The sequence below is a fragment of the Acinetobacter sp. YT-02 genome (genome assembly GCF_002412355.1).
GTDB lineage: Bacteria > Pseudomonadota > Gammaproteobacteria > Pseudomonadales > Moraxellaceae > Acinetobacter > Acinetobacter towneri.
This window is the reverse complement of the sequence record NZ_NOZT01000003.1, coordinates 82791-99814: the sequence shown is the minus strand read 5'-3', so window position 1 is coordinate 99814 and position 17024 is coordinate 82791. Positions and strand designations below refer to the sequence as shown.

Annotated in this window: 15 protein-coding genes; 11 read left to right on the top strand and 4 right to left on the bottom strand. The window is 41.8% G+C overall.

Annotated elements, in window-relative coordinates:
• Positions 1–26 precede the first annotated feature (26 nt).
• Positions 27–1262: a pyridoxal phosphate-dependent aminotransferase gene (locus tag CF596_RS02345; RefSeq protein WP_004971708.1), complete on the bottom strand. Its 1236-nt coding sequence runs from the start codon at positions 1260–1262 to the stop codon at positions 27–29.
• 218 nt (positions 1263–1480) lie between these two features.
• On the opposite strand from CF596_RS02345, the gene CF596_RS02340 reads away from it, so the two are divergent.
• A complete protein-coding gene (locus tag CF596_RS02340) occupies positions 1481–1660 on the top strand; it encodes a hypothetical protein (protein ID WP_004971707.1) in 180 nt (59 codons plus the stop codon).
• Between the two features lie 57 nt (positions 1661–1717).
• Here the strand turns inward: CF596_RS02340 and CF596_RS02335 are convergent, their stop codons facing one another.
• Complete coding sequence (locus CF596_RS02335; RefSeq protein ID WP_004971705.1) at positions 1718–2506, bottom strand: hypothetical protein; 789 nt, start codon at positions 2504–2506, stop codon at positions 1718–1720.
• 252 nt (positions 2507–2758) lie between these two features.
• Between CF596_RS02335 and uvrB the strand changes: the two genes are divergently transcribed.
• The 5 genes from uvrB to CF596_RS02310 all read left to right on the top strand — a co-directional run bounded on the left by uvrB (position 2759) and on the right by CF596_RS02310 (position 8960).
• Positions 2759–4786, top strand: coding sequence for an excinuclease ABC subunit UvrB (gene uvrB / locus CF596_RS02330; RefSeq protein WP_096901095.1), 2028 nt, complete (start codon positions 2759–2761; stop codon positions 4784–4786).
• Positions 4787–4956: 170 nt separating this feature from the next.
• Entirely contained in the window at positions 4957–5556 is a 600-nt protein-coding gene (locus tag CF596_RS02325; RefSeq protein WP_004971700.1) for a lipocalin family protein, read from the top strand.
• A 177-nt stretch (positions 5557–5733) separates the two neighbouring features.
• Positions 5734–6657: an EamA family transporter RarD gene (rarD, locus tag CF596_RS02320; protein WP_096901094.1), complete on the top strand. Its 924-nt coding sequence runs from the start codon at positions 5734–5736 to the stop codon at positions 6655–6657.
• A gap of 265 nt (positions 6658–6922) precedes the next feature.
• Positions 6923–8380 carry a glyceraldehyde-3-phosphate dehydrogenase gene (locus tag CF596_RS02315; RefSeq protein WP_004971695.1) on the top strand — a complete coding sequence of 486 codons (1458 nt, stop codon included), beginning with the start codon at positions 6923–6925 and terminating at the stop codon, positions 8378–8380.
• Between the two features lie 217 nt (positions 8381–8597).
• Positions 8598–8960 (top strand): helix-turn-helix domain-containing protein, encoded by a 363-nt coding sequence (locus CF596_RS02310; RefSeq protein WP_096901093.1) that lies wholly within the window; start codon positions 8598–8600, stop codon positions 8958–8960.
• A 64-nt stretch (positions 8961–9024) separates the two neighbouring features.
• Here CF596_RS02310 and CF596_RS02305 read toward each other — a convergent pair whose 3' ends face one another.
• Positions 9025–10221: an MFS transporter gene (locus CF596_RS02305; protein ID WP_096901092.1), complete on the bottom strand. Its 1197-nt coding sequence runs from the start codon at positions 10219–10221 to the stop codon at positions 9025–9027.
• Here CF596_RS02305 and CF596_RS14560 point away from each other — a divergent pair.
• The 3 genes from CF596_RS14560 to proB are packed head-to-tail and all read left to right on the top strand — an operon-like array spanning position 10202 to position 12812.
• Positions 10202–10390: a hypothetical protein gene (locus tag CF596_RS14560; protein WP_131261149.1), complete on the top strand. Its 189-nt coding sequence runs from the start codon at positions 10202–10204 to the stop codon at positions 10388–10390. The two genes, CF596_RS02305 and CF596_RS14560, sit on opposite strands and share 20 nt — an antisense overlap.
• A gap of 46 nt (positions 10391–10436) precedes the next feature.
• The gene (gene cgtA / locus CF596_RS02300; RefSeq protein ID WP_004971687.1) at positions 10437–11651 is read left to right on the top strand and encodes an Obg family GTPase CgtA; all 1215 of its coding nucleotides are present in this window, start codon (positions 10437–10439) and stop codon (positions 11649–11651) included.
• A gap of 27 nt (positions 11652–11678) precedes the next feature.
• On the top strand, positions 11679–12812 hold the full coding sequence (gene proB / locus CF596_RS02295) for a glutamate 5-kinase (protein ID WP_096901091.1): 1134 nt from the start codon (positions 11679–11681) through the stop codon (positions 12810–12812).
• A gap of 102 nt (positions 12813–12914) precedes the next feature.
• Here the strand turns inward: proB and CF596_RS02290 are convergent, their stop codons facing one another.
• Positions 12915–13619: an SIMPL domain-containing protein gene (locus CF596_RS02290; RefSeq protein ID WP_096901090.1), complete on the bottom strand. Its 705-nt coding sequence runs from the start codon at positions 13617–13619 to the stop codon at positions 12915–12917.
• A gap of 494 nt (positions 13620–14113) precedes the next feature.
• Between CF596_RS02290 and CF596_RS02280 the strand changes: the two genes are divergently transcribed.
• Both CF596_RS02280 and CF596_RS02275 read left to right on the top strand, forming a co-directional pair.
• On the top strand, positions 14114–15487 hold the full coding sequence (locus CF596_RS02280) for a diaminobutyrate--2-oxoglutarate transaminase (RefSeq protein WP_004971681.1): 1374 nt from the start codon (positions 14114–14116) through the stop codon (positions 15485–15487).
• A 4-nt stretch (positions 15488–15491) separates the two neighbouring features.
• Positions 15492–17024, top strand: coding sequence for an aspartate aminotransferase family protein (locus tag CF596_RS02275; protein WP_096901089.1), 1533 nt, complete (start codon positions 15492–15494; stop codon positions 17022–17024).

Here is a 17024-nt window from a genome sequence, read left to right as displayed (position 1 = left end):
GTTTTGTTCATCTAAACAGGTTTAGATTATTTGGCAGCTTTTTCAGCTTCGATTGAAGCAATCGCTTCATCTACACCTTCAATTGATTCTGCTGCTTTTTTGATACGTGCAAGCGCATCTACAAGCACTTCGTCTGCAGTTGCATAAGAAATACGCATGAAACCGCCTAAACCGAACGCATCACCAGGAACAACGGCAACACCAGTTTCTTCCAATAACCAAGCAGAGAATTCTGTGCAAGATTTTAAGCCTTTCGCACGAATCAATGGTTTGATGTTTGCATACGCATAGAATGCGCCATCTGCAGGTAAGCAAGAAATACCTTTGATGTCATTCAAACCATTTACAACTAAGTCGTGACGGCGTTTGAATGCTTCAACCATTGGCTCAAGTACGTCTTGTGGGCCGTTCAATGCAGCTTCTGCAGCAACTTGCGAAATAGAAGTTGGGTTAGAAGTCGATTGAGATTGAATTTTCTTCATCGCACCAATTAGTTTAGCAGGGCCCGCTGCATAGCCAATACGCCAGCCAGTCATTGCATAAGCTTTAGACACACCGTTTAATACGATTGTGCGGTCATAAAGGTCTGGTGCAACTGTTGCGATGTTATAGAACTCATCATCCCAACGGATTGGTTCATACATATCGTCAGATGCAATGAATACTTCAGGGTATTTACGTAGTACAGCAGCCAAAGCTTCTAATTCAGCTTTGGTGTAGATCATACCTGTAGGGTTAGATGGGCTGTTTAACACCACTAAACGTGTTTTGTCAGTGATCGCAGCTTCTAATTGTTCAGGCGTGATTTTGAAACGTTGTTCTTCACCACATTCCACAATGACTGGCACGCCTTCAGCAATAATCACCATATCTGGATAGCTTACCCAGAACGGTGCAGGGATAATCACTTCATCACCCTTGTTTAACAAAGCCAACGCCAAGTTAAAGAATGATTGCTTACCACCACAAGACACCAAAATTTGGTTCGCTTGGTAGTCAAGATTATTGTCACGTTTTAATTTTGCGATAATGGCTTTTTTAAGACCAGGCGTACCGTCAACAGCAGTATATTTTGTAAAACCGTTATTAATTGCTGCAATAGCTGCATCTTTGATGTGTTGTGGTGTATCGAAATCCGGTTCACCTGCACCCAAACCAATAACGTTATGACCCGCAGCTTTAAGTTCAGCGGCTTTATTGGTTACTGCAAGTGTTGGGGACGGTTTGATGGCATTGACACGATCAGAGAGACGTACGTCCACGGCATATTCCTTCTTATAGGGATAAAAAAATAAAAAGCATATTATCTTAGCCTAAATTCGATGTCTGCGTCGTTTAAAATTGCATCAAATTAATAAAAAATCACCAAATTAGACCAATTTCCTATGAAATCGTGATTAAAACTGCTGTGAGGTGGAAGTTTCTCGCATCGGGCGGCAAAAAACTTTAAAATAGTCCAAATTTTATAAGAGTGATGGTCATGAGTAAGCAGCAGCCTACTTCAAAAAAACCATTGGTGAATCTCCCATTCCCAATGCCAAACACAGCGCAGGATAATGATCAGGCGGTACATAATTCGGTGCGTCCTAAACCTGAGCAATATGCGGATAAGACTTGGCCACCGCCACGTGGTACTCGTCGTTCGATGGGTAAGCGCTAAAAAAAATGCCACAATTACGTGGCATTTTTTATTGATGGGGATTTAAAAGTATTGAAATTAACGAACATGCTTACGCGCTTTGTTGGCAGGTTTTGGCGGCGAGATTTCACGTACGCCATGCCATACATCGCTAAAATCTTGCTCGTTGATATTATACAATTCCAATAAAGCCAAAATCGCTGCACCAAATAGCATTGGGCCTTCTGAATTATTTTGGAACTCGAATACCTTACCATTTAAGTTGTGCAAAATATCCTGAATTTCAAAGACCCGATCACGCCCATTGCTGTCAGTTGGGTACATTTGTGTATTCAATATGATTTTAGCCAAGGCTTTTTCATTATCGCTCAATGCCAAGACTTCAATTAATTCATCGGTGGCAGGGGTAAAAATCACAGAATCACGGTAAATGGTGTGTAGTAATTTTTGCGTTAGTTTAGGCAATGCTTTTTCGACAAAAGGACGAAACGACGCAGGAAAAATCACATTATGGGCAATGCCTTTAAACATAGGGGCAATTTCTTCAACCGTATAACCTGCAATACCACAACCAATTGAAGTTAAAAAATACTTCATTTTAGGATGGTTTTTGGCATAGATTTTAAAGTCATCCACATAGTGCTGAATTTGCGATAGTGGCATTTGTTGTAAATGTTCATTCATGGTTGGAATGGCAAAACTTTGTCCTGCCCAACCGCGCCCGACGCCTTCAACGGCACCAAAAAATTCTTTGGCTGTTCGTGCTGCACCACCTGCATGTTGTCCTGCCATGTTACTGCCAAATACGAAAACAGTATCTTCAGGGAGGCTTTTGATAATTGATTCGTCGTGATATTGGTAAGTCATGAATGTGTGCTTTTATGGTTGTCGTCCTGAAATTTCATGTTGCCTTTGAATAGCCAGTGGGTCAAGTCTTAAAGCAGTTTCCCCGTGCTCAATTTAGTCGTAGCACATCTTCGTTCTAACAGCGTCCACTACAGAATTAAAACCGAGCAATGGCTTTGTAGCTACGCAACATCGCCACAACATATTCGGATGTCCTGAGTGTAGGCAAATCTGCTAAAATATTAGGTCGCATCAAACCTGAGAGCTGCATTTGTGAGTGATAAGCAACCTTTCGATTTAGTCACCAACTATCAACCTGCGGGTGACCAACCACAAGCCATTGAAAAATTGGTTCAAGGGATAGAACAGGGCTATCATGATCAGCTATTACTTGGGGTTACAGGCTCAGGTAAGACTTATACCATGGCCAATGTGATTGCCAGAACACAGCGTCCGACCATTGTCATGGCACATAACAAAACGCTGGCAGCGCAGTTGTATGGTGAGTTTAAAGCGTTCTTTCCGAACAACGCAGTCGAATATTTTGTCAGTTATTATGACTATTATCAGCCTGAAGCCTATGTACCATCTTCCGATACTTTTATTGAAAAAGATGCGGCTATTAATGATCATATTGACCAAATGCGACTCTCGGCCACACGTGCTTTGCTAGAGCGTCGTGATGCCATTATTGTCGCATCGGTATCTGCAATTTACGGTTTGGGTGACCCCAATGCTTATATGAGCATGTTGCTGCATGTGGTGCAAGGTGATCGGGTGAATCGTGATGATTTGATCCGTCGTTTGGTGGAAATGCAATATAGCCGTAATGAGCTAGAGTTTTTGCGCGGTACTTACCGTATTCGTGGTGAAATTTTAGATATTTTCCCTGCTGAATCTGATCAGCATGCTATTCGCATAGAATTATTTGATGATGAAGTCGATTCGATTCGTTGGTTTGATCCATTAACAGGCAAATTGGTGCGTAAAGTGCCGCGCGTGACTATTTATCCTAAAAGTCACTATGTTACGCCTAAGGATAATTTGGAACGTGCGATTGGTACCATTAAAGAAGAACTAAAAGAGCGTTTGGTGTTTTTTCGCGAACATGACAAATTGCTAGAAGCGCAGCGCATAGAACAACGTACCCGCTATGATTTAGAAATGATGCAGCAATTGGGCTATACCAACGGCATCGAAAACTATTCACGACATTTGTCTGGACGACCTGCAGGCGAAGCACCGCCCACTTTGTTTGATTATGTACCTGATGATGCCTTGCTGATTATTGATGAATCGCACGTGACCGTTCCGCAAATTGGCGCGATGTATAAAGGTGACCGATCACGTAAAGAAAACTTGGTGAATTATGGTTTCCGTTTACCTAGTGCGTTAGACAACCGTCCAATGAAATTTGAAGAATGGGAGCGCATCGTCCCATCCACAATTTATGTGAGCGCTACACCTGCACAATATGAGTTGGAAAAATCGCAACAAATTGTAGAGCAAGTGGTGCGTCCAACAGGATTGATTGACCCAGAAATTGAAATTCGTCCTGTGTTAACGCAGGTGGATGATGTGCTGTCTGAAATCAATTTGCGTAAAGAATTGAATGAGCGGGTGTTGGTCACCACTTTAACCAAACGCATGGCTGAAGATTTGACCTCGTATTTAAAAGAATACGGCATTCAAGTGGCTTATTTACACTCTGATATTGATACCGTAGAACGCGTCAAAATTATTCACGAATTACGTACAGGCGTGCATGATGTCTTGGTTGGCATTAACCTGTTACGAGAAGGTTTAGACATGCCTGAAGTGTCTTTAGTGGCAATTTTAGATGCCGACAAAGAAGGCTTTTTACGTTCAGAACGTTCGTTGATTCAAACCATTGGACGTGCAGCACGTAACTTGAAAGGTAAAGCAATTTTATATGCAGATCGCATTACCGATTCAATGCAAAAGGCGATAGATGAAACAGAGCGTCGTCGTGCCAAACAAATTGAATTTAATGAATTGCACGGCATTACTCCACGTAGTGCAGTGCGTCAGGTGATTAAAGAAATCGACACAGGTGAAGTGCTGAACGATGAGCAAACTGATGAAAAAATCAATGCACAAAGCCGTGCTTTAAGTGACGATGAACAGCACATTTTGGCTGATCCTAAACTGTATGCCAAACATATTGCCAAACTTGAAAAAGAGATGTTGAAAGCATCTAAAGAACTGCAATTTGAACAAGCGGCTCGTTTACGTGATGAAATTTTGCGTTTAAAAGCGCAAATGTTGCAATCTGGCTAAATTGGGGCGAATTGCACTGTCAGTGTAAGTGCGAGTTTGCATACTAAACTTGCTATGTAAAATTTGAGTTGCAAAAATTACATATCCATACAGTAAATTGAAATGCTTGCGGTTATTTTTGAAGAAGATAAACAAAATTGACTGAACATTAGAGTTTAGAGGTTGGGACAATGGCTAAAAAACTTCCGTTTGCAGGTGCGCGACTTGCCAAAATTGCCCTTGGTGGTGTGGTGCTGATTGGTTTGGGTGCTGCGACTATGGCATATTCCAAAACCAATGAACCGATGAAAACGGTAGAAAAAGTCGAATTAGATAAATATTTAGGCGTTTGGTATGAGGTTGCAAGAAAGCCTTTATATTTCCAAAACAAATGCGGTTCAAATGTAACAGCAGCATATACATTGAATGAAAATGGCAATGTGCAGGTGGATAACCGTTGTATTGCAAAAGATGGCAAACAAATGCGTGCTTTGGGCGAAGCTTTTGTACAAAATGCGCCTTTTAACAGCAAACTCAAAGTTAGCTTTTTACCTGAAGTCATTCGTTGGTTACCTGTAGGGCGTGGTGATTATTGGGTGTTAAAGCTAGATGATGACTATCAAACTGCCTTGGTGGGTGAACCACGCCGTAAATATTTATGGGTACTTTCACGTACGCCGCATCCTGATCAGGCTGTCGTGACTGAATATCTGAACTATGCCAAATCACTCGGTTATGACTTAAGTGATGTGATTTATACCAGACATACGCAAACTAAAAAGTCAGACTAAGTTGCAGCAGCTCCAGAGCTACTTATAGATATAAGCAGACAAACGTATGCAGACCAATTGACCACGCAAAAGCTGCGTGGTTTTTTATATCCTGTCATTTTAAATTTTGAACATTCGATCAATCTCTAAAACAACGTATATATGAGTATAATGCCGACTGATATAGGGGAGAGTCGGATGTATAAAGGCATTGCACTATCGGTTTTAGCATCGGTCACTTTTGGGGTGCTGTATTTTTATACCCAATTACTCAAACCTTTAGACAGCGAAGAAACTTTTGCGTGGCGTATGTTGGCAACTTTGCCATTCCTAACTTTGTTTATGTGGTGGTCGGGAGATTTAAAACATATTTCCGCGATTTTTCAGCGGCTCAAACAACAACCACAATTCATAATTTGGCTGATTTTTAGTTCTTTTTTATGCACTACGCAATTGTGGTTATTTTTGTGGGGGCCGATTAACGGGCGTGGTTTGCAGGTTTCTTTGGGTTATTTCTTATTGCCTTTGATCATGGTTTTGCTTGGCTGTGTGCTATATAAAGAAAAGTTATCGACTTGGCAGATGGCAGCAGTTGCCTTAGCCGTGCTAGGTGTCAGTCATGAAATCTGGCGCATTGGCACGGTGGCGTGGGAAACCTTATATGTGGCATTTGCCTATCCTTTATATTTCTTTTTACGTCGGGTCTTTCAAACCGATCACTTGGGCGGGTTTTGGTGGGATTTACTGCTAGTTATTCCTGTCGCGGTATATTTAGGCTTTTATTATAGTGACAGTGTAAATGTCATCGCAGCTTTTCCATATTTAATTTGGTCGGTACTTGGATTGGGCTTTTTAAGTGCATTGGGACTTGGCAGTTATATTTTGGCCAGCCGCCATTTGCCTTTTGTGATTTTTGGTTTACTGAGTTATTTAGAACCTGTGCTGTTGGCTTTTGTGTCTATGTTGTTAGGTGAACGAGTTGAAGCAGGGGAATGGCTGACTTATATCCCAATTTGGTTGGCAGTTGCATTATTGGTGGTTGAAGGGTGTTTGCATTTAAGAAAACAAAAAATGAATCAGCAAGATTTACAGCAGAAGATTCAACAGTCATCTGGACAATAAAAGCCGTCGCTGTGGTGAGATATTCAAATTTCCAAGAGGATAATCGAGTTTGGCATCATCCTCTTTTTCTTCTAAAAAATTGAACTTTTGTTGAAAAAACTAAAATCACAAAAATAATTACAACTATTTTATGAATTTATAGTGAATATATAGGAAAATAGTCGGGTCAGTACCAGCTTTTGATTCAATCTTGACGACAATTCCATTACAATTATCGGGTTTTGAAATTCATGCCTAGATATACAATTAATTAGAGGACGTATCTGTGAGCAAAGAGACTATCATCGCCCTACACGCAGAGCACCAAGGTCGCTGGAAAAACCGTGAAGAAATCGCGGAACGTATGATTGCTTTACTCGGTCAGTTGTACCGTGAAAAAAATATCATGGTTTCAGTTTTTGGTCGTTCTTTAGTTAACCGTTCTGTGATTCAAATTTTGAAAGCACACCGTCGTACTCGTATGATGGACGTAGAACTTTCAGTTGTTCACACTTTCCCATTGCTTGAAGCTTTGGCAAAAGTAGACAACATCGGTTCAGCAGAAATCGACTTAGGTAAACTTGCTGTTGAATATAAAGAAAAAGGCGGCGATGTAAATGCATTTGTTGCAGACGCTGTGAAATCTTTAGCGGGCAATCCAACAACTGTAGAAAGCAAAGATGTTGTACTTTACGGTTTTGGTCGTATTGGTCGTATCCTTGCGCGTTTAATCATTGGTCAATCTGGTCTTGGCCGTGGCTTAAACCTTAAAGCAATTGTGGTACGTAAATCGTCTGATGGTGATTTAGAAAAACGTGCGTCTTTATTGCGTCGTGACTCTATTCACGGTCCATTTGCAGGCACGATTTCTGTAGATGAAGAAAATGAAGCAATTATCGCAAATGGTAACTTCATTAAAGTGATCTATGCGTCTAACCCATCTGAAGTAGACTATACGGCTTATGGCATCAACAATGCATTGGTGATTGACAACACAGGTAAATGGCGTGATGCAGAAGGTCTTGCACAACACCTTCAATGCCCAGGTGCTGCACGCGTAATTTTAACTGCACCTGGTAAAGGTGACATGAAAAACGTGGTGTACGGTGTTAACCAAGCAGACATTCTTGATGAAGATACCATTATTTCTGCAGCAAGCTGTACAACAAACGCAATTACACCAACTTTAAAAGTGTTGCATGACAAGTACACTGTTGTGAATGGTCACGTTGAAACTGTTCACTCATTCACTAACGACCAAAACTTGATTGATAACTATCACAAGGCAGATCGTCGTGGTCGTGCAGCAACATTAAACATGGTTATTACCGAAACAGGTGCAGCAAAAGCAGTGGCGAAAGCATTGCCTGCATTACAAGGTAAATTAACAGGTAACTCTGTACGTGTTCCAACGCCAAACGTATCACTTGCAATCTTGAACTTAACGCTTGAGAAAGAAGTAGATCGCGAAGAAGTGAACGAATACATTCGTCAAATTTCAATTCACTCTAATCTTCAAGGTCAAATTGGTTATACCAACTCGACTGAAGTGGTTTCAAGTGACTTCATTGGTTCGCGTACTGCAGGTGTATTTGATGCGCAAGCAACCATTACTTCAGGCAACCGTTTAACTGCTTACGTTTGGTATGACAACGAAGTAGGTTATAGCTGCCAAGTATTGCGTATTGCTGAACAAATGGGCGGCGTAAGCTATCCTAAAGTTCCTGCTGAAACAAATGCATAATTTGTAGATACAGAATTTAAAATCAAAAAGAGCTTCAAATGAAGCTCTTTTTTTTGCATTTATTTCATTCTTAAATATAAGGATGAGTGTTGAAATTTCCACCTAATACGCTATCCTAAACTTACCAAAATAAAGTCTATGCTAAAAAGTAAGTAGATTTGATTTTGCTTTCAAGCTTTCAAAGCCTGAACAATAGAAATAACAGAAGGATACCGTTATGCAATATGCAACCAGTCACTTACTCGGGCAAGTCCTTGCTAAAGATTGTCCATCACGGATTCGTTTAGAACATTTAGCCAATAAATGGTCAATGTTGGTGTTGCATTGTTTAAGCGAAGGTTTGCACCGCTTTAGTGAGCTAAGACAGCGCATTGAAGGGGTGAGTGAAAAAATGCTGGCGCAAATCCTGAAAACTCTTGAGCAAGATGGGTTAATTTTACGTACAGTTTACCCAACGGTGCCGCCTAAAGTGGAATATCAACTCACTTTTGAAGGCTCACAAATTGCAGCAAGAGTGAATCAACTGATTGAGTATTTAGAACAGCATTTGCCTGAAACTTCACAGCAATCTTCTCACTAATGGATTACTCATCTTTTAGGGAAGTCGCTGTAGATGTTCCTACTCCAAAGCACATTCTGGATGATTAAATAGTGCGTCGATGTGAAAAATCATAACGATCAATCAGCAAAATCCCGATGGCAAATACCAAAATACTGACAACACAACCCATCCAGCCCCGGTGTTGCCATGCGTAGACCGCCGTCAGTGAACCAAGTGCTGCACCTGAAAAATAAATAGTCATATATACCGCATTAATGCGGGAACGTGCGGTGGCATCAATTCGGTACACCAAGTTTTGATTCAATACGTGAAAAGCAGTTAGACCAAAATAACTCATCAATACGCCAACGGCATAAGCCACAATATTCTGCTGTGCAAAAAAGAGTGGAATGCAAGAAAACAACATCAAGCCAATACATAATATTGCGACAAAATTCTCACGACCTTTGCCGACCGTTTTACCCGACCAACTTGACGAGAAAATTCCAATCACACCCAATAAACCAAAAAGCCCAATTTGAAAATCACTAAAATAATAAGGCGGATTGGCTAAAACAAAAGTCATGGAAGTAAAAACCAAGGACAAAATGGCAAAGCCCAAAGCGCCCGCGCACGCTCTACGAATTAAATGTGGTTGGGTTATAGCCAACTGAATTAAAGAACGATAAATGCCTGCCACAGTCAAATTTTTATTGGCAGCTGTAGAGGGAAGTTTTGTCCACATTAAGCCTGCAAAAAGTAGGGTGATGATGCCGCTGCTGAAATAGACAGCTTCCCAAGACCAATAGGTCGATACAAAACCCGCGAAAGTGCGCGATAAAATAATCCCCATTACCAAGCCACTCATCAATTTGCCGACAATGGCAGCACTCGATTCAGGTGGACTGATGCTAGATGCAAATGGAATAAGCACTTGTGCAGAAATCGCACCAAAAGTGGCACATACGGTAAAGAAATACAGCATGGCTAAATTGCTGCTAAAAGACAGCAAAATTTGCGAAAACGCAGCAAAAACCATCAGACTGACAATCAATTTACGCTTATTTAGCAAGTCACCTAAAGGCACGAGTAACATTAAACCTAGTCCATAGCCTATTTGTGCCAAAACCACAGCAAAGCCTGCCTGACTGGTGCTAATTCCTAAACTTTTTTCAATTGAATAAATTAAAGGCTGATTAAAATATGCCGATCCCGCACACAAGCCACAGGCGGTTGCCATGAGTAAAATAAATTTAGGCGATAAAGCAGGCGTGGTTGTGGTGGCAACAGCATTAGACATGGCGGCAGAAAGCAAACAAGGGTTAAAGCACTATAAGAACTTAGATGGCGAAGGAGAAATAAGAAAAAACGATCATATCATTGCTAAAAGAAATGAGTGTTTTGAACAATCAAGGATAAAAAGCATCTACGCATACGATTGCATAAATATAATTCGAGAAATTCTCTAAAATATGGCAGAATATACGGCTTTTAAAGTTTTAGAGGATTGGCAAGATGCGCTTTGTTGATGAAGCAGTCATTACCGTAGAGGCTGGCGACGGTGGCAATGGCGTAGCCAGTTTTCGCCGAGAGAAATTTGTACCATTTGGTGGGCCAGATGGCGGTGATGGTGGTCGTGGCGGCAGTATTTTTATTCAAGCCGACGACAACGCAAGCACCCTTGTAGATTATCGTTATACCCGTAAATTTCGCGCTGAACGTGGTAAAAACGGTTCGGGCGCAAACTGTGCAGGTCGTGGTGGTGAATCTGTCGTTTTGACCGTTCCAGTGGGCACAACCATTGTTGATACAGACTCTGGCGATATTATTGCAGATTTAGTCGAAAGCGGTCAGAAAGTATTGGTCGCTCAAGGCGGTGATGGTGGTTTAGGGAATACTCACTTTAAATCATCTACCAACCGTACACCGCGTAAATTCACGCATGGTACGAAAGGTGAGTTTCGTGAAATCCGTCTGGAGTTGAAAGTCCTTGCCGATGTAGGCTTGCTGGGCATGCCAAATGCGGGTAAATCGACCTTTATTCGTGCCGTGTCTGCGGCAAAACCAAAAGTTGCTGACTATCCATTTACCACCATGGTGCCAAATTTAGGCGTGGTGGATGCAGATCGTCATCGTTCTTTTGTCATGGCAGATATTCCAGGACTGATTGAAGGTGCAGCAGAAGGCGCAGGTTTGGGGATTCGCTTCCTGAAACACTTGGCGCGTACTCGTATTTTGTTGCACATTGTGGATGTTCAACCTATTGATGGTTCTGATCCTGCGTACAATGCCAAAGCAATTCTGCAAGAGTTGGAAAAATTCTCTCCAACTTTGGCAAAGTTACCAATCGTGTTGGTGTTGAATAAACTTGATCAACTTCCTGAAGATTCACGTGAAGAATGGTGTAAACACATTCTTGAAGAATTGCAGTGGGATGGCCCTGTGTTCAAAACTTCAGGTTTAATGTCTGAGGGTACACAGCAAGTGGTGTATTACTTGATGGATCAAATTGAACAACAACGCGAACGCGAAGTTGAAGATCCTGAGTACGCAGCAGAAATGAAAGCATTCCGTGATCAGCTGGAAGCTGAAACACGTGAACAAACCATTGCCGCGAAAGAAGCGTATCGTGAGATGCGCCGTCAGCAACGTCTTGCAGGTATGCTGGGCGATGATGACGAAGACGATGATGGTGAAGATGGCGAAGTAGAAGTGTACTACGTACGCTAAGCGCTACAAAAAGTGACTGAGGACAAGATGATAGAAGTGGTAGATGGGCAACGTCAGCTCAAGGGTTGTAAACGAATCGTTGTTAAAATCGGATCATCTTTACTCACAGCCAATGGGCAAGGTTTAGATTTGGATGCAATCTCGCATTGGGCGGGACAAATTGCAGATCTACACAATGCTGGACACGAAATTATTTTGGTGTCATCGGGAGCTGTGGCTGAAGGTATGGTGCGAATGAAACTTGAGCATCGACCCACTGATCTACCCAGTCTTCAGGCATGCGCTGCCATTGGTCAAATGGGTCTGATTCAGACTTGGTCAAGTGTGCTGGAAAAACACCAGATTCAAACTGCACAAGTCCTATTAACCCATGATGATTTGGCAGATCGTCGTCGTTATTTAAATTCCTGTGATGCATTGCAAAACCTGATTGAATGGCGCGTGATTCCTGTCATCAATGAAAATGACACAGTCTCTACTGATGAAATTCGCTTTGGTGATAATGACACTTTGGCTGCGATGGTAGCAGGGCAGGTACATGCAGATTTGTTGATTATTTTGACCGATCAACAAGGTATGTTTGACTCCGATCCACGTTCTAATCCAAATGCAAAACTGTTCCATACTGTACGTGCTTTAGATGAAAGTCTGTTTGATATGGCAGGTGGTGGCGGCAAGTTCGGGCGCGGCGGCATGCTGACCAAAGTCCGTGCAGCGCGTTTAGCGGCTAAATCGGGTTGTCCAACTTTAATTGCCAGTGGTGAAAGTGACAACGTGCTTGCGCGTTTAATGGCGGGCGAAATGTTGGGTACGCTGTTCATTACCGACAATGACCGTATTGCAGCGCATCAACAGTGGTTGGCGGCACATTTACAAACGGCAGGACGTTTGGTGATTGATGATGGCGCAGTCAAAGCCATTAAAGAAAATCATCGCAGTTTATTGCCTGTGGGTGTAAAAGCGGTAGAAGGGCATTTTGAACGTGGCGATGTGGTGGAGTGTGTAGATACACAAGGTCATCGTGTCGCTGTGGGACGTGTTAATTTTAGTTCACGTTCTGCAGATTTGGTCAAAGGCTTGGCTTCTGACAAAGTGCATCAGGTGTTAGGCGAGGCACGTTCGTTGGAGATGATCCATCGCAATCACATGGCGATTTATTGATGATGCTGTAAGTTATCATTCAATTGAAGTTATCAAAAAAAACCGCTTGGAATATCTAAGCGGGTTTTTTATTACTTAAACAACGCATGTCATGCTTCAGGTTTATTTAAACTGAATCGTTCCATTTGCATTGACTGTAATTTTAGATTCACCTGCTGCCATATCTTGATCAGCTACAGCCGTTTCTGCGACTGCAAATTTTGCCATGCTTGCGCGCATAACAGGCTGCGGGAAATAAGAATTGGTGTTTAGGTTCAAGTTTACCAAGTTATAGCCCGATTTATTCCAAGCCTGACTTAACATTTGCGCACGTTGTTGAAAGTTTTTAGATGCTTCGACCATCAACTCATTTTCAACTTTTTTACGTTGTGCATCAGACACGCTAAAATTAATAGATTGGGTCTGAAAGTTTTGTTGTAGCTCGCTCACCAATTGGCTTGCTGCTTTAAAATCGGTACTTTGTACCCGTACCTCTGCACGACCGCGCCATTCTTTTAACTTACGACTGTCATTGTCGTAAATTGGATAGGTGGTTTGTGAGCCCGTTTCAACTTTCACTTGTGGATACTTACGTGCAGTTGCAATGGCTTGGCTCATTAACTGGTTAATTTGTGATGCAAGTTCAGCAGGCTGTTTGTGACTTTTTTCAATATATAACACAGCGTGCATTTGATCATTTGAAACTTCGCGTGTAGCTTCGGCTTGAACATTGACGATATTGTAATTTAAAGATTCATTTTGTTGGGCAAAAGCAGTGCTTGCAGCACCAACAGCCAACAGGGTAGCAGCGAGAGAAAGTAAGCGCATATTTTGACCTATTATTCAGGGGATCAGGATTTATGAAAAGCGTTTGAATTGATTTAAATAGTAACTTTGCTTTGTGAGGATTTTTAGTTGAATTTGTGGTGGCTTTGTAAAATATGCGTTAAAAATTGCAGCAAAAAAGCATTTATAAAATTCAATAAAAATAATGATCTATACTATTTTGAAAATAAATGCTGCATGACTTGAGAGATTGTGCAAAAAAACGTATAAAGGAAGTGGAAAGAGTTAAATTTTCTTTCCTTTGTCACAATGTAAGATGATAATTCAATCGAATCATCTGCAAGATATGTTTTTTCGATGAAATTAGGCAATATTTGGGTTAAACCTGTTTATTTTCTAGAAAAATTAGGTATTATCCCGCTTCCTAGTCTTGAAGAACAAAACTCTATCTCGCTAGATCAAAAAAGCACCGAGTCAAAGGACCGCAAGTCACCAGACTTATTTCTTTCAACCCATATCAGAGATGGTAATTCGATATGAGCGTTACTTCTGTAAACCCTGCCAACCATTCCACAAACGAATACTACTTGACTCGCCAAAGTCAGATGGAATCGAATGTGCGTAGTTATCCTCGTAAATTACCGTTAGCGATAGCGAAAGCACTGGGTTGTTGGGTTACCGATGTTGAAGGTACTGAGTACCTAGATTGTTTGGCTGGGGCAGGAACCTTGGCATTGGGCCATAACCATCCTGCGGTGGTTCAAAGCATCCAAGACACTTTAGCGAGTGGTTTGCCATTACATACCCTAGATTTAACGACACCTTTGAAAGATGCTTTTACTGAAGCGTTACTTTCACACATGCCTGGTGGTCAAGAAGAATACTGCTTGCAGTTCTGTGGTCCTACAGGTGCAGATGGCACAGAAGCGGCAATCAAACTTGCAAAAACCTATACAGGTCGTAGCTCAGTCATCAGCTTCTCAGGTGGCTATCATGGTATGACTCATGGTTCATTGGCGATGACAGGTAACTTGTCTGCAAAAAACGCAGTCAATGGTTTAATGCCTGGTGTTCAATTTATGCCATATCCGCATGAATACCGCTGCCCACTTGGTATTGGCGGTGAAGCGGGTGTAGATGCTTTAACGTATTATTTTGAAAACTTCATTGAAGATGTAGAAAGCGGTGTAACTAAGCCTGCAGCTGTGATTCTTGAAGCAATTCAAGGTGAAGGCGGTGTAGTGACTGCACCAATTAAATGGTTGAAAAAAATCCGCGAAGTGACTGAAAAGCACAACATCGTTTTAATTTTAGACGAAGTTCAAGCGGGCTTTGCACGTTCAGGCAAAATGTTTGCATTTGAACATGCAGGTATTGAGCCAGACGTGATTGTAATGTCTAAAGCTGTTGGTGGTGGTTTGCCATTGGCTGTACTTGCAATTAAACGTAAGTTTGACGCATGGCAGCCTGCAGGTCACACGGGTACTTTCCGTGGTAATCAATTGGCAATGGGTACAGGTCTTGTAGTACTTAAAACCATTAAAGAACAAAACTTGGCACAAAACGCACAAGAGCGTGGTGAGTTCTTACAAGCTGAATTGAAAAAATTAGCTGTTGAATTCCCATGTATTGGTAACGTGCGTGGTCGCGGTTTAATGATTGGTATCGAAATTGTAGATGAACGCCAAGAAAAAGACCGTTTAGGTGCTTATCCAGCAGATTCTCAATTGGCTGCTGCTGTTCAGGCTGCATGTTTTGACAACAAATTGTTGCTTGAGAAAGGTGGTCGTGGTGGTACGGTAATCCGTTTACTTTGTCCACTCATCATTACTCAAGAAGAGTGTGTAGAAGTTATCGCTCGCTTCAAGAAAGCAGTTGCTGAAGCGTTAGTCGCAGTTCGAGGCGCATAAGTTTATGGTAGATTTTGCAGAACATCGTAAAGCGTTACTCTGCAATGATGCTCAATCCATTGCTGACTACAGTGCAGCAATGGAACAAGCGACTCAAGCAGTCGCGGCATGGTTGCAAAATGACAAAATGTACACAGGCGGTAGCATTAAAGAATTGCGTGAAGCGATTTCTTTCCAACCTGCAAAAGAAGGCTTGGGTGTACAAAAGTCATTGGAACGCATGGTTGAGCTTTTCTTAAACAAAAGTTTAAAAGTTCATCATCCACATTCTTTGGCACATTTGCATTGTCCAACTATGGTGGCAAGCCAAATTGCAGAAGTTCTCATTAACGCAACCAACCAATCTATGGACTCTTGGGATCAAAGCCCTGCAGGTTCATTGATGGAAGTACAACTAATTGACTGGTTACGTCAAAAAGTTGGCTATGGTGCAGGTCAAGCGGGCGTGTTCACTTCAGGTGGTACGCAGTCAAACTTGATGGGTGTGTTATTGGCGCGTGATGCGTGTATTGCAAAGAACTGGAAAGATGAAAACGGTAATCCGTGGTCTGTTCAGCGCGATGGTATTCCAAGCGATGCAATGCGTAATGTGAAAGTCATTTGTTCTGAAAATGCACACTTCTCTGTGCAAAAGAACATGGCGATGATGGGTATGGGCTTCCAATCGGTTGTTACTGTACCTGTTAATGAAAATGCACAAATGGACGTGGTTGCACTTGAGCAAACCATGGCGCATTTAAAATCTGAAGGTAAGATCGTTGCGTGTGTGGTTGCGACTGCAGGTACAACCGATGCAGGCGCGATTGATCCGCTTAAAAAGATTCGTGACATCACTAATCAATATGGCGCGTGGATGCACATTGACGCAGCTTGGGGTGGTGCATTAATTCTTTCTAACAGTCATCGTGACATGCTTGATGGTATTGAGCTGTCTGATTCTGTGACACTGGATTTCCATAAGCATTACTTCCAAACTATTTCGTGCGGTGCATTCTTACTGAAAGATGAAGCGAACTATCGTTTCATGCACTATGAAGCAGAATATTTGAACTCTGCTTATGATGAAGAACATGGCGTACCAAACTTGGTGTCTAAGTCATTGCAAACAACGCGTCGTTTTGATGCGTTGAAACTTTGGATGACGATTGAAGCATTAGGTGAAGAGCTTTACGGTTCTATGATTGATCATGGTGTGAAGCTAACCCGTGACGTTGCTGATTATATTAAAGCGACTGCAGGTTTAGAATTGTTGGTTGAACCACAATTTGCTTCAGTGTTGTTCCGTGTTGTGCCTGAAGGTTATCCTGCAGAGTTCTTGGATAGCTTGAACCAAAACGTGGCAGATGAATTATTTGCACGTGGTGAGGCCAATATTGGTGTAACTAAAGTCGGTAATGTTCAATCATTGAAGATGACGACTTTAAGTCCAGTGGCAACACTTGAAAACGTGAAAAACTTGTTAGGCCTAGTATTGGCAGAAGCAGATCGCATTAAAGATGCGATTGTCGCGGGTACTTATACGCCACCAATCGACTAA

Coding starts and splice junctions, on each gene's coding strand:
- CF596_RS02340 (WP_004971707.1), top strand. CDS start 1,481: ATGAGTAAGCAGCAGCCTACTTCAAAAAAACCATTGGTGAATCTCCCA.
- CF596_RS02335 (WP_004971705.1), bottom strand. CDS start 2,506: ATGACTTACCAATATCACGACGAATCAATTATCAAAAGCCTCCCTGAA.
- CF596_RS02325 (WP_004971700.1), top strand. CDS start 4,957: ATGGCTAAAAAACTTCCGTTTGCAGGTGCGCGACTTGCCAAAATTGCC.
- rarD (WP_096901094.1), top strand. CDS start 5,734: ATGTATAAAGGCATTGCACTATCGGTTTTAGCATCGGTCACTTTTGGG.
- CF596_RS02310 (WP_096901093.1), top strand. CDS start 8,598: ATGCAATATGCAACCAGTCACTTACTCGGGCAAGTCCTTGCTAAAGAT.
- CF596_RS02305 (WP_096901092.1), bottom strand. CDS start 10,221: ATGTCTAATGCTGTTGCCACCACAACCACGCCTGCTTTATCGCCTAAA.
- cgtA (WP_004971687.1), top strand. CDS start 10,437: ATGCGCTTTGTTGATGAAGCAGTCATTACCGTAGAGGCTGGCGACGGT.
- proB (WP_096901091.1), top strand. CDS start 11,679: ATGATAGAAGTGGTAGATGGGCAACGTCAGCTCAAGGGTTGTAAACGA.
- CF596_RS02290 (WP_096901090.1), bottom strand. CDS start 13,619: ATGCGCTTACTTTCTCTCGCTGCTACCCTGTTGGCTGTTGGTGCTGCA.
- CF596_RS02280 (WP_004971681.1), top strand. CDS start 14,114: ATGAGCGTTACTTCTGTAAACCCTGCCAACCATTCCACAAACGAATAC.
- CF596_RS02275 (WP_096901089.1), top strand. CDS start 15,492: ATGGTAGATTTTGCAGAACATCGTAAAGCGTTACTCTGCAATGATGCT.